Source organism: Pseudomonas lactucae, assembly GCF_036688725.1.
In the GTDB taxonomy this organism is placed as follows: Bacteria; Pseudomonadota; Gammaproteobacteria; order Pseudomonadales; family Pseudomonadaceae; genus Aquipseudomonas; species Aquipseudomonas lactucae.
The window spans coordinates 72,538-84,664 of the sequence record NZ_JAQQPT010000019.1; the positions used below are offsets into that span (position 1 = coordinate 72,538).

Sequence of the window (12,127 nt, forward strand, 5' to 3'; positions counted from 1 at the left end):
CGGGAATCAGGCCAGTTCAGCCCGCAGTTGCCGGGCGGCCGCCACCATATGAATCAACGCCGCCTCCGTCTCCGGCCAACCCCGCGTCTTCAACCCGCAGTCGGGGTTCACCCACAACCGCTCGGCCGGAATCCGCTTGGCTGCCTTGCGCAGCAGGCCGGCCATTTCCGAGACATCCGGCACCCGTGGCGAATGGATGTCATAGACGCCCGGGCCGATGTCGTTCGGGTAAGCAAAGGCTTCGAACGCGTCCAGCAGTTCCATGTCCGAGCGTGAGGTTTCGAGGGTGATCACATCCGCATCCATCGCCGCAATGGATTCGATCACATCGTTGAACTCGCTGTAGCACATGTGGGTATGGATCTGGGTTTGATCACGCACACCACAGGCGCACAAGCGAAACACTTCGGTGGCCCAGTCCAGGTAAGGCTGCCACTGCGCCTGGCGCAACAGCAGGCCTTCGCGGAATGCGGCTTCGTCGATCTGTACGATCCTGATGCCGGCCGCTTCCAGGTCCAGCACTTCGTCGCGAATCGCCAAGGCCAACTGGCGGGCCTGTACTTCGCGGCTCACGTCTTCGCGCGGGAACGACCACATCAGCATGGTCACAGGTCCTGTCAGCATGCCCTTCATCACCTTGCGGGTCAGGCCTTGGGCATACCGAATCCACTCCACGGTCATGGCTTTCGGGCGGCTCAGGTCGCCGAAAATCACCGCCGGTTTCACACAGCGCGAACCGTAGCTTTGCACCCAGCCGAAGCGCGTGAACACGTAGCCGTCCAGTTGCTCGGCGAAGTATTCGACCATGTCGTTGCGTTCGGCTTCACCGTGTACCAGCACTTCCAGGCCGAGGTTTTCCTGCACCTGCACCGCGTGCCTGATCTCACTGTGCATGGCCTCGACATACTCGGCCTCGCTCAATTTACCGGCCTTGTACGACTGGCGCGCCAGGCGAATCGACGCGGTTTGCGGGAACGAACCGATGGTGGTGGTCGGGAACAGCGGCAGGTTGAGGCCGGCGCGCTGTGTGTCGATACGTTGGGCAAACGGCGACTGGCGCTGGCTGTCCTTGATGCTGATGGCCGCAACACGCGCTTGTACGGCGGGTTTGTGAATACGCGGTGATGCGGCGCGGGCGGCTTGCACGGCGCGGCTGTCAGCCAAAGCCGCGAGTACGCCGGGCGCTTCGGGCTGCTCGACCGCCTGAGCCAGCACCGCCACTTCGGCGCATTTTTGCACGGCAAAGGCCAACCAGCTTTTCAGCTCGGCATCCAACTGGTCTTCACGGCCCAGGTCCACCGGGCTGTGCAGCAACGAGCAGGACGGCGCCACCCACAGGCGATCACCGAGTTTTTCATGCGCGTGCTGCAAGGTAGCCAGGGCATTTTCCAGGTCGCAACGCCACACGTTACGGCCGTTGACCACACCCAGGGACAGCACCTTATACGCCGGTAGACGGTCGAGAATGGTCGGGTATTGCTCCGGGGCGCGCACCAGATCGATATGCAGACCGTCGACCGGCAGGTTGGCGGCCAGGCCGAGGTTCTCTTCCAGACCACCGAAGTAAGTCGCCACCAGTTTTTTCAGCGGGTCGCGCTGGATCAGGTTGTAGGCGCGCTCAAAGGCATTTTTCCATGCCTGCGGCAAGTCGAGCACCAGGATCGGCTCATCGATCTGCACCCATTCCACGCCCTGCTCCGCCAGACGCTGGAAGATCTGGCCGTACAGTGGCAGCAGGCGCTCCAGCAGGTCGAGCTTGTCGAAGTCGGCGCCCTTGGTCTTGCCCAGCCACAGGTACGTCAGCGGGCCGATGATCACCGGCTTGACGGTGTGGCCCAGTTCACGGGCTTCCTGGACTTCTTCGAAGAGTTGGTCCCAGCCCAGGTGGAACTGCTGATCGGCGCTGAACTCCGGTACCAGGTAGTGGTAGTTGGTGTCGAACCACTTGGTCATTTCCTGGGCATGGGCGCCGCCGCAGCAACTGTCGCTGACACCCCGAGCCATGCCGAACAACGTGTGCAACGTGGCGTGGCCGTCAGCCGGACGGAAACGCTCGGGGATCACGCCGAACATCAGCGAGTGAGTGAGGACCTGGTCGTACCAGGCGAAGTCACCGACGGGCAGCAGCTCAATACCGGCCTGTTTCTGCAACGCCCAGTGGTCCTTGCGCAGGTCACGGCCAACGGCGCGCAGACCGGCTTCGTCGAGTTCGCCTCTCCAAAACGCTTCCTGCGCCTTTTTCAGTTCACGATCGCGTCCAATGCGCGGAAATCCAAGGGAATGAGCGACTGCCATGACTTACAACTCCACTGCCATATTCGATGGCAGCCATTGTCGGCAGATGAGGATAGTGAGACAAACTCATTTTACTTTAGATGATCACAAGTTTTATTCATGTACAGGCAAGCATCTGGGGCGAGGGAGCTTGCTCCCGCTGGGTCGCACAGCGCCCCCAAATCGGTCATATTGGTCCACCTGAAACAACGGGGTTGCCGCCTTCCACATTTGGATCAAGCACGCCAGTCAGGCAGGCCGCCATCGATGCCGTGGGCGAGTTGGGGCATGTTAAACCTCCTGAAGCAAACACAGGTCCAATGTGGGAGGGGGCTTGCCCCCGATGACGGTTTATCAGTCACAGCTGTTTCAACTGACCCACCGCTATCGGGGGCAAGCCCCCTCGCCACAGGATCTGCGCGATCAACAGAATGAGAGTTGAACCGACATGGATGAACTTCACCAAGGCAGCTGCCTTTGCGGCGCGATCACCTATCAGGTGGCAATGCCGCTCAAGGCCATCACCCACTGCCACTGCAAAAAGTGCCAGAAGAGCCACGGCGCAGCGTTCGCCAGTTATGCCAGTGCACTCAGATCAGCGGTCACTGTCACAGCCATTCGAGACATATTGAGCAGCTATCAATCTTCTGAAAGTGTTACTCGCCAGTTCTGCTCACGCTGCGGGTCGTCGCTGTTCTGGTCGGATGCCAAGGGGCCTTATCAGGAGTGGATTTCGATAGCGCTGGCTACACTCGATACACAGTTCGTTGCGCAGAAACAGACTCATAGTTGTATCAAGTCCAGGGTGCCCTGGCTGTGCGAAGCGCCCCTGTGAATGGGCGCAACGACAACGTTTCAATACATGAACTGGAACGACTTCCAGAAGATATTTGCGTACTGCAAGCACAGGCTGTGGCCGAGGGGTTCAGGTTCCTGACACGGTTGATCAAGGAGTGGGAAGACCGCTCAAACCGGTTCGACCAGCCTGGCGAGTGCCTCCTGGGTGTTTTTTTCAATGGGCAATTGATTGCCATCGGCGGTGTTTCCCGCGATCCCTGTGGTGCGCCAAAAACGGCCAGGCTACGCCGGGTCTACGTGATGCCTGCATTGCGGGGGCACGGGGTGGGTAAGCAGTTGGTAGCACACTTGTGCGAGCGAGCGTCTGAGCGATTTTCCATTTTGCGCCTGTCGACCGACACCCTCGAAGGCGCACGATTTTATCTGCGCTGCGGTTTTCACGCAATAGCTGATGACGGGGCGACGCATGAAAAATCGCTAATCACGCGCCACACCTCTTCTCCTAACTGACAGAGATCACTGTGGGGGGTTACATCAGCGAATCGAGTAGCTCACAAACAGTCGGTTCTGGTCCTGGTCCCGCGCCACTTCACTGCGCGACACACCGTTGCGCCAGCCAAACCCGACGTTTTTGAACAGAATCGACCGCGGCGTTAAGTACTCGGTGAAGCTCCGTTAAACCTCAGTCGATCAATCCATGAGCGTCATAGAACGGATACGGCCCGGGGTAATCCCCAAACACCCCGTTGTGGCTGACCAACCCCTGTTGCGCGTCCCAGCGATGCACCAGGTAACCCGCCGGTTCCAGGTTGAAATGCGCGGGCGCGGCGTCTTGCAAATCCAGCACGATCTGATGGGACGTGCCGGGGCACACACAACTGAGGCTGCCGCCGAAACGCCGCTGCATCGGGCGGTGCAAGTGCCCGCATAACAGGCGTTCGACTTGCGGGTGGCGCGCCACGACTTGTTCCAGGGCGGCGGCATTGATAAACGGCTCGCGGTCCATATGGCCGATACCGCTGATAAACGGCGGGTGGTGCAGGATCAGCAAGGTCGGCGCATCGGGACGCAGCGCCAGTTGCTCGTCCAGCCACCGCAACTGGCTGTCCAGCAATTGCCCGCCATGGCCACCGGGAATGGTCGAGTCCAGGCCGATCAGGCGCAGCGGGTGTTCATCCACCACCCAGTCCAGCGGGCCGTCCGCCGAACGCGGCAAGTAGGCGTGATCGCCGAACGCAGCCAGCAGCGGCCCGCGCGTATCGTGGTTGCCGGGCACCAGGTAGCACGGCATGTGCAGGCGCGAAAGCTCAGGGTGCAGCACGGCGTATTCATCCGGACGACCGAAGTCCACCAGGTCACCGCTGACCACCACGATATCGGGGCGTGGATGACTGACGTTGAGGTGGTCGACGGCACGGCGCAGCGCGCCCAGGGTATCGACCACGCCATAGGTCAGGCGCTGGCCGGCTTTAAGGTGCAGGTCGCTGATCTGTGCGACAACAAATGGACGATTCACAAGCGGACTCTCACGCATTCAGGGTGAACAACATGTGCGGCGCGATCGCCAGGGCAATCGGCGCGCCGACGGCGTACAACTGGTTGTCGCTGCTGTCCACCAGCAACGGCTGCGGGCCGCCCACCTCCACCAGCAGGCGGCTTTGTGCGCCCTGGAAAAACTGCGCGAGCAGATGGCCGTGCAGGTGCCCTTCGCCCTCCATCACCCGCAGGTGTTCGGGGCGGCAGTACACTGTGGCGGGTGGATTGGCCGCGTGCCACGGCAACACACCGCCGCAGACTTTCAAGCCGTGGGCCGACTGCTCCAGCACCTGGAAGGCATTCAGATTGCCGACGAAACCGGCGACAAACGCATTCGCCGGTTTCTGGTAGATGTCCCGTGGGCTGGCCAATTGCGCGACGCGCCCCTGCTCCATCACCAGGATGCGATCACCCAGGGCCATGGCTTCGCCCTGGTCGTGGGTCACAAACACCGAGGTGATGCCCAGGCCGCGCAGCAGCTCATTGAGCTCACTGCGCAGGCGCTCACGCAATTGCGCATCGAGGGCGGCCAGCGGTTCATCCAGCAACAGCACTTTGGGGCGCGGCGCCAGGGCGCGGGCGAGCGCCACGCGTTGGCGCTGACCACCGGACAACTCGTGGATGCTGCGCTGGCCGTGGTGCTGCAACCCCACCAGTTCCAGCAATTCGTCGCAGCGCTTGTTGCGCTCCAGCGGCGACATACCGCGAATCTTCAAGCCATAGACGATGTTCCCGGCTACATTCAGGTTGGGAAACAGCGCGTAATTCTGGAACACCATGCCCACGTCGCGACGCTCGATGGGCAGGCGCGTGACGTTCTGGTCAGCAAAAAACACCTGGCCCACATCCGGGCGCTCCAACCCGGCGATCAGGCGCAAGGTGGTGGTTTTGCCACAGCCCGACGGGCCGAGAATCGCCAGGGTTTCGCCGCCTTCGACGGTCAGGTCCAGGTCATGTACGGCCACGGTGCCGTCGGCGAATGCCTTGCGACAGCCTTGCAGGCGGATAGTGATAGCGGTCATCGACGCTCTCCACGGGATAGACGGGCACTGATGGCCTGCAGCGCAATCAGCAGCGGCACGATCATCAGCAAAAAGATCAGGGTGTAGGCACTGGCGATTTCCAGGCGCGCCGAGGCGTAGCTGTCGGCCAGGCCGACCGGCAAGGTCTTGGTCATGGGTGTGTGCAGCATCCAGGTCAGGTTGAACTCACCCAGGGACAAGGTGACCACCATCAGCACCCCCGCCAGGATGCCGGCCCGGCTGTTGGGCACCACCACACTGAAAAAGCGCTTGATCGGCCCCGCGCCAAGGCTGGCCGCCGCCTCTTCCAGTACCGGCAGGTGCTGGCGCTGCATTACCGCCATCACCGGGCGCACCAGGAACGGCAAGGTGAACAGCACATGGCCGACGAGGATAAACACCCAACTGCTGCGAAAGGTGCCGAACTGGCCGTAGGTGAGCAGCAACGCCAATGCACTGGCCAGGCCCGGCATCGCCACCGGCAGCACCATCAGCTCCTCGAAGGCGCGGCTGAAGCGATTGTTCATGCGTACCAGGGCGTAGGCCGCCGGCACGCCGATCACGCACACGCACACCGCGCAGGCCACAGCCAGTTGCAGCGACAGCCACACGGTCGGCGAATAGGCCTGCCACACCTGCACCAGCCAATCGACGGTCAGGCCGCTGGACAGGCCGACGAAGAAGTTACGCGTCAGCCCGGCGAGCAACGACATCAATACCGGCACCAACATGAAGGCGCACACCAACAAGGTAAACAGCAGTTGCATGACGAAAAGCGATGAGCGCTTCACAGGACAGTCCCCGCGTTTTTCACCAGGCGCCGCGTGAGCAGCAACACCGCCCAGGTCACCGCGCCCAGTACCACCGACAGCGCGGCGGCGACGGCAAAGTTGGCGTAATTGGTGAACACGTTGTAGATCGCCACCGGGGTGACGTTCAGCCGCGTGCCCAGGGTAAAGGCCGTGCCGAAAGCGCCCATGGACGTGGCAAAACAGATCGCCCCGCACGACGCCAGGGCGGGCGCCAGGCCCGGCACGATCACGTCGCACACCACGCGCCAATGCCCGGCGCCCAGCGAGTGCGCGGCTTCTTCGAGGCTGCGGTCGAGGCTTTCGCACGCGGCCATTACGGTGAGGATCACACGCGGGATCGAGAAGTACAGGTAGCCGACAAACAGCCCGGCCAACGAGTAAGCGAAGATCCACCGCTCACCGGCCAGTTGCATGCCCAGCGCCGCAAACAGACCCTGGCGCCCCGCCAACAGAATCACCAGGAAGCCCACCACCACACCGGGAAACGCCAGGGGGAAAGTGAGCAGCGCCACCAACGCCGAGCGCCCGTAAAACTGCTGGCGGGCGAGGAATACGCCGCTGATGCCACCGATCAACAACGCGACCAGCGTCACCACCACCGCCAGTACCAGGGTCTGCCCGAGGCTACCCAGATACTGCGCGCTGCTGAGCACTTGCCAGTAGCCGCTGCCGTGGCTGTCACGGCTTTCGCTGCCCAGCACGATCAAGTGCGCCAGCGGCAACAACCAGAACGCCAACAGCACCGCAAACGCCGGGGCCAGGGCCCAGGCGGCGTGTCTTGCCGATGTGGCCACTTACTTGACCTCGTTCAGGTAACGGGCGGCGAAGGCTTCCTGCACGGCGGCCATCTTCTGGTAGTCCACCACGCCGGCGCGGGCGTAGTCGCTGTCGGGCAGGAATTGCGCGGCGACCTCGGCCGGCATCTGCACCGGGCGTACCGGACGCAGGTAGGCCTTGGCCCACAGCGCCTGGCCTGCATCGGACAACACGAAGTCCAGAACCTTTTCGCCATTGGCGCGGTGCGGCGCGTTGGCCACCAGGCTCATCACGTAGGGCACGCTGATGCTGCCTTCCTGGGGAATCACAAAGGCGACATGGGCGTTGTCTTTGTAGCGTGCGCGGTAGGCGTTGAAGTCGTAGTCCACCAGGATCGGCAACTCGCCGGACAGCACCCGCGCATAAGCGGTTTGCTTGGGCACGATGGGGACGTTTTTCGCCAGTTTCTGAAAGTAGTCGATGGCCAGGGCGAAGTTGTCCAGGTCGCCGCCCATTGCGCGGTTGATCGCCACCGCCGACACGTAGCCGACGAACGCGCTGGACGGGTCGAGGTAGCCGACCATGCCTTTGTATTCCGGCTTGAGCAGGTCGGCCCAGCTCTGCGGCACCGGCAGGCCGCCCAACGCATCGACGTTGACCATGATGCCCAGGGTGCCGGAGTGGATTGCGAACCACTGGCCCGCCGGGTCTTTCAGGCCGGCGGGAATCTGCTCCCAACCCTTGGGTTTGTAGCCGTCGACCACACCGGCTTTTTGCGCCTGCAGGCCGAAGGTCACGCCGTAGTACACCACGTCGGCCACCGGTGCGGCTTTCTCCGCCACCAACTGCGCCAGGGACTGGCCGGAGTTCTTGTTGTCCAGCGGCACTTGCACGCCGGTGCTGGCGGCGATCGCCTTGAGCTGGGTACCCCAGTCGGCCCAGTCCGGCGGGCAGTTGTAACAAATCGCGGTGTCAGCGGCCTGGGCCAGGCCGGCCATGCCACACAACAGCACGGCGGCCAGGGTTTTACGGAATGCGCGCATCAAGGGACTCCTTATGGGGTTGAGTGCTTTCGCCTGGCCGGATATGGCAAGGCAGGCAATGGGAAATCGGATCGTTGCCGGCGATCTGCGCCAGCAGTTGGTCAATCACCGTGCTGGCGAGCAGCGCGATGGGCTGCACCACGCTGCACAGGGTCGGGTGCATCTGGGTGCCGAGGGATATGCCGTCAAAGCCCATCACCGAGAGTTGTTCGGGCACGTGCCAGGCGTTGCGCCGCAACTCGGCGATCAGGCTGATGGCCAGGAAGTCGTTGGAGCACACCAGTGCGGTGGGCGCCTCGGGGCCTTGCAGCGACGGCGCGATGGCGGCGAAGTCGGCGCTGGTGTGGGCCGGCATTTCGATCACCGGGCGGCTCTTGAGGCCGTAGGTTTTCATCGCGTCGCAGTAACCGGCGTAACGCAGGCGCGCACGGTCGGACTGCAACGCGGGGCCGGCGACCATGCTGATGCGCCGGTGCCCGGCGTCCAGCAGATACCGCGTGGCCATCGCCATGCCGGCGCGGTTGTCCACCGACACGGCGCTGTAGTTGGGGTTGCTCGGTTGGTGGTAGGCCAGCACGAACGGGGTTTTCTCGGTATTCAGGCTGCTGAGCACATGGTTGCTTTCGGCATCGGTGACGGTCAGCACCAGGCCATCCACGCGCTGGCGCAGCAATTCTTCCACCACGCTGCATTCGCGTTCGCTGCTGTAGTCAGTGGTCGCCAGCACCAGGCTATAGCCGCGCAACCGCGCCGCACGCTCCATGGCCTGGAATTGTTCGGCGAACACCGGGTTGAGCAGGTTAGGCACTACCACGCCGATCAGGTTGGTGGTTTGCAGGCGCAGTTGCCGGCCCAACAGGTTGGGACGAAAGCCCAGCTCACGAGCGGCGGCGAACACCTGCTCACGAGTGGCCGGGCGCACCTGCTCGGGGGAGGCAAAGGTGCGGGCGGCGGTGGCGCGGGATACCCCGGCCAGACGCGCAACGTCTTTCAAATCAGTCATTGTCACTCGCTTGAGATCGATCTCATTGGCGAGGACAGTAACGGGGGAATATGGCAGGAAGGTGGTGGGGAGATGACGGTTTGATGTCAATGTGCCTGATGCACATCGCTCTCAATGTGGGAGGGGGCTTACTCCCGATAGCGGTGGTTCAGTACCAGATAGGTTGGCTGACACTCCGCTATCGGGAGCAAGCCCCCTCCCACACTGGACCGGCGTACATCCTTGGATAGTCATACTCCAGAGCTATGCTGGAAAACCGGCGCAGCAAAATCCGCCGGCTAACCTTTCGATCCTGACCAAGTGCGGGCACAATGCGTGTCCTTTTTTGGCAGGCACCGCCGCAGGCTCTCAAAAATGATCAAAACGCCGTACTACCTCATCGATAAACAGAAGCTTCTGGTCAACATGCAGAAGATTGCCTATGTGCGCGAGCAGTCCGGCGCCAAGGCGCTGCTGGCGCTCAAGTGCTTTGCCACCTGGTCGGTGTTCGACCTGATGCAGCAATACATGGACGGCACCACCTCGTCGTCGCTGTATGAGCTCAAGCTCGGTCGCCAGAAATTCGAAGGTGAGGCGCACGCCTACAGCGTGGCCTGGGCCGACGATGAAATCGAAGAGATGCTCGATAACTGCGACAAGATCATCTTCAACTCCATCAGCCAGTTGCAGCGTTTTGCCGAACGCAGCGAAGGCAAGACCCGTGGTCTGCGTGTGAACCCGCAGGTGAGCAGCTCCGATTACCTGCTGGCCGACCCGGCGCGCCCATTCAGCCGCCTGGGCGAATGGGACCCGGTGAAGATCGAAGGCGTGATCGAGCAGATCTCTGGTTTCATGTTCCACAACAACTGCGAGAACGGCGATTTCAGCCTGTTCGACAAGATGCTCGGCACCATCGAAGAACGCTTCGGCGCACTGCTGCACAAGGTCAAGTGGGTCAGCCTCGGCGGCGGCATCCACTTCACCGGCGAAGGCTATGCGCTGGACGCGTTCTGCGCGCGCTTGAAGGCGTTCTCCGAGAAGTACGGCGTGCAGGTCTACCTGGAACCCGGTGAAGCGGCGATCACCAACAGTGCCTCGCTCGAAGTCACCGTACTCGACACCCTCTACAACGGCAAAAACCTCGCCGTGGTCGACAGCTCCATCGAAGCTCACCTGCTGGACCTGCTGATCTATCGCCTCAACGCCAAACTGGCGCCGAGCGAGGGTGAACACACCGTCATGGTGTGCGGCAAATCCTGCCTGGCCGGGGACATCTTCGGCGAGTATCAATTCGATCGTCCGCTGGCCATCGGCGATCGGTTGTCGTTCATCGACACCGCGGGCTACACCATGGTCAAGAAAAACTGGTTCAACGGCCTGAAAATGCCGTCCATCGTAGTGAAACAACTCGACGGTACAGTCGAAGTGGTTCGTGAATTTGGTTACGACGACTACCTGTCCAGCCTTTCGTAAAGCTGGCGGCTATTAGGAGAAAGAAAGCAATTGAAAAAGAACGTTCTTATCATTGGTGCAGGAGGTGTCGCCAAGGTGGTGGCCCACAAGTGCGCGCAGCACAACGACGAACTCGGTCGTATTGCTATCGCGTCGCGCAACATCTCCAAATGCCAGGCCATCATCGACAGCGTCAAGGCCAAGGGTAGCCTCAAGGTTCCCGCCGATATCCAAGCCTTCGCGCTGAACGCCCTGGACGTGGAAGCGACCAAGGCCCTGATCCGCGAGACCGAATCGCAGATCGTCATCAACGTGGGTTCCGCGTTCCTCAACATGTCGGTCCTGCGTGCCTGCATCGACACCGGCGTCGCGTACCTCGACACCGCTATCCACGAAGAGCCGGGCAAGGTCTGCGAGACCCCGCCGTGGTACGGCAACTACGAGTGGAACCACCTCGAAGAATGCAAGCAGAAGAACATCACCGCCATCCTTGGCGTGGGCTTCGATCCGGGTGTCGTCAACGCGTATGCCGCGCTGGCGCAGCAACAGCATTTCGACCGCATTGATTCGATCGACATTCTCGACGTCAATGCCGGCTCCCATGGCAAATACTTCGCAACCAATTTTGACCCGGAAATCAACTTCCGCGAGTTCACCGGACAGGTGTGGAGCTGGCAGAACAGCCAGTGGACCAGCAACACCATGTTCGAAGTCAAACGCACCGACGACTTGCCGGTCGTCGGTTCGCAGAACCTCTACCTCACCGGCCACGATGAAGTGCACTCGCTGTCGAAAAACCTCGACGTGCCCAACGTGCGCTTCTGGATGAGCTTCGGCGAACACTACATCAACGTGTTCACCGTACTGAAAAACCTCGGCCTGCTCTCCGAGAAGCCGGTCAAGACCGCCGAAGGCCTGGAAGTGGTGCCGTTGAAAGTGGTCAAGGCCGTGCTGCCCGACCCGTCATCGCTGGCCCCTGGCTACACCGGCAAGACCTGCATCGGCGACCTGGTAAAAGGCACCAAGGACGGCCAGCCGCGTGAGCTGTTCATCTACAACGTGGCCTGCCACGAAGAAGCCTTCGCCGAAACCGACAGCCAGGGCATCTCCTACACCGCAGGCGTCCCACCGGTAGCCGCCGCGCTGCTGGTAGCCCGTGGCGAGTGGGATGTGAAACACATGGCCAACGTCGAGGAACTGCCGGCCGAGCCGTTCCTGAAGGCGTTGGATGTGATGGGGTTGCCGACTCGCATTAAAGACGAGCATGGTGATCGGGCTTGGGATGCGATTGCTTGATAGCGATTGCTGACCGAACAAAAGAATGCGCCCGAAGGGGCGCATTTTTTGTTTGGGCTCACATAAATCCCAAAGAAGAATGAAGATCAAAATGTGGGAGGGGCGGTGCGACGATTCGACTTGCTCCCGATATAGGTGGTTCAGTGACAAATGTAT

The 12,127-nt window shown here is 61.6% G+C and carries 11 protein-coding genes; 4 read left to right on the forward strand and 7 right to left on the reverse strand.

The genetic code is table 11. The features are described from left to right. Nucleotides 1-6: 6 nt before the first annotated feature. Nucleotides 7-2,295 carry a 5-methyltetrahydropteroyltriglutamate--homocysteine S-methyltransferase gene (gene metE, locus V6M90_RS21490; protein WP_332847112.1) on the reverse strand — a complete coding sequence of 763 codons (2,289 nt, stop codon included), beginning with the start codon at nt 2,293-2,295 and terminating at the stop codon, nt 7-9. A 427-nt stretch (nt 2,296-2,722) separates the two neighbouring features. Between metE and V6M90_RS21495 the strand changes: the two genes are divergently transcribed. Continuing rightward, complete coding sequence (locus V6M90_RS21495) at nt 2,723-3,109, forward strand: GFA family protein (protein ID WP_305427326.1); 387 nt, start codon at nt 2,723-2,725, stop codon at nt 3,107-3,109. Further along, a complete protein-coding gene (locus tag V6M90_RS21500; protein ID WP_305427327.1) occupies nt 3,106-3,582 on the forward strand; it encodes a GNAT family N-acetyltransferase in 477 nt (158 codons plus the stop codon). Before V6M90_RS21495 ends, V6M90_RS21500 begins: the two co-directional genes overlap by 4 nt. Before the next feature lie 172 nt (nt 3,583-3,754). Here V6M90_RS21500 and V6M90_RS21505 read toward each other — a convergent pair whose 3' ends face one another. From V6M90_RS21505 to V6M90_RS21530, 6 genes are read right to left on the reverse strand one after another with little or no spacing between them, the layout of a single operon-like run. Further along, nucleotides 3,755-4,588, reverse strand: a complete 834-nt coding sequence (locus V6M90_RS21505) for a phosphodiesterase (RefSeq protein ID WP_332847113.1) — start codon at nt 4,586-4,588, stop codon at nt 3,755-3,757. A gap of 10 nt (nt 4,589-4,598) precedes the next feature. After that, a complete protein-coding gene (locus V6M90_RS21510) occupies nt 4,599-5,630 on the reverse strand; it encodes an ABC transporter ATP-binding protein (protein ID WP_141064746.1) in 1,032 nt (343 codons plus the stop codon). After that, entirely contained in the window at nt 5,627-6,421 is a 795-nt protein-coding gene (locus tag V6M90_RS21515) for an ABC transporter permease (protein WP_078733590.1), read from the reverse strand. Before V6M90_RS21515 ends, V6M90_RS21510 begins: the two co-directional genes overlap by 4 nt. Further along, complete coding sequence (locus V6M90_RS21520; RefSeq protein ID WP_003174496.1) at nt 6,418-7,236, reverse strand: ABC transporter permease; 819 nt, start codon at nt 7,234-7,236, stop codon at nt 6,418-6,420. The genes V6M90_RS21515 and V6M90_RS21520 overlap by 4 nt, the downstream gene beginning before the upstream one ends. Next, nucleotides 7,237-8,241, reverse strand: a complete 1,005-nt coding sequence (locus V6M90_RS21525) for an ABC transporter substrate-binding protein (RefSeq protein ID WP_332847114.1) — start codon at nt 8,239-8,241, stop codon at nt 7,237-7,239. Continuing rightward, a complete protein-coding gene (locus tag V6M90_RS21530) occupies nt 8,225-9,244 on the reverse strand; it encodes a LacI family DNA-binding transcriptional regulator (RefSeq protein ID WP_003174498.1) in 1,020 nt (339 codons plus the stop codon). The genes V6M90_RS21525 and V6M90_RS21530 overlap by 17 nt, the downstream gene beginning before the upstream one ends. 354 nt (nt 9,245-9,598) lie before the next feature. Here V6M90_RS21530 and V6M90_RS21535 point away from each other — a divergent pair, with 354 nt between their 5' ends. After that, nucleotides 9,599-10,696: a carboxynorspermidine decarboxylase gene (locus tag V6M90_RS21535; RefSeq protein ID WP_078733594.1), complete on the forward strand. Its 1,098-nt coding sequence runs from the start codon at nt 9,599-9,601 to the stop codon at nt 10,694-10,696. Between the two features lie 30 nt (nt 10,697-10,726). Next, nucleotides 10,727-11,971 carry a saccharopine dehydrogenase family protein gene (locus V6M90_RS21540; RefSeq protein WP_332847115.1) on the forward strand — a complete coding sequence of 415 codons (1,245 nt, stop codon included), beginning with the start codon at nt 10,727-10,729 and terminating at the stop codon, nt 11,969-11,971. Nucleotides 11,972-12,127 lie beyond the last annotated feature (156 nt).

Coding starts and splice junctions, on each gene's coding strand:
- V6M90_RS21510 (WP_141064746.1), bottom strand. CDS start 5,630: ATGACCGCTATCACTATCCGCCTGCAAGGCTGTCGCAAGGCATTCGCC.
- V6M90_RS21525 (WP_332847114.1), bottom strand. CDS start 8,241: ATGCGCGCATTCCGTAAAACCCTGGCCGCCGTGCTGTTGTGTGGCATG.
- metE (WP_332847112.1), bottom strand. CDS start 2,295: ATGGCAGTCGCTCATTCCCTTGGATTTCCGCGCATTGGACGCGATCGT.
- V6M90_RS21535 (WP_078733594.1), top strand. CDS start 9,599: ATGATCAAAACGCCGTACTACCTCATCGATAAACAGAAGCTTCTGGTC.
- V6M90_RS21530 (WP_003174498.1), bottom strand. CDS start 9,244: ATGACTGATTTGAAAGACGTTGCGCGTCTGGCCGGGGTATCCCGCGCC.
- V6M90_RS21495 (WP_305427326.1), top strand. CDS start 2,723: ATGGATGAACTTCACCAAGGCAGCTGCCTTTGCGGCGCGATCACCTAT.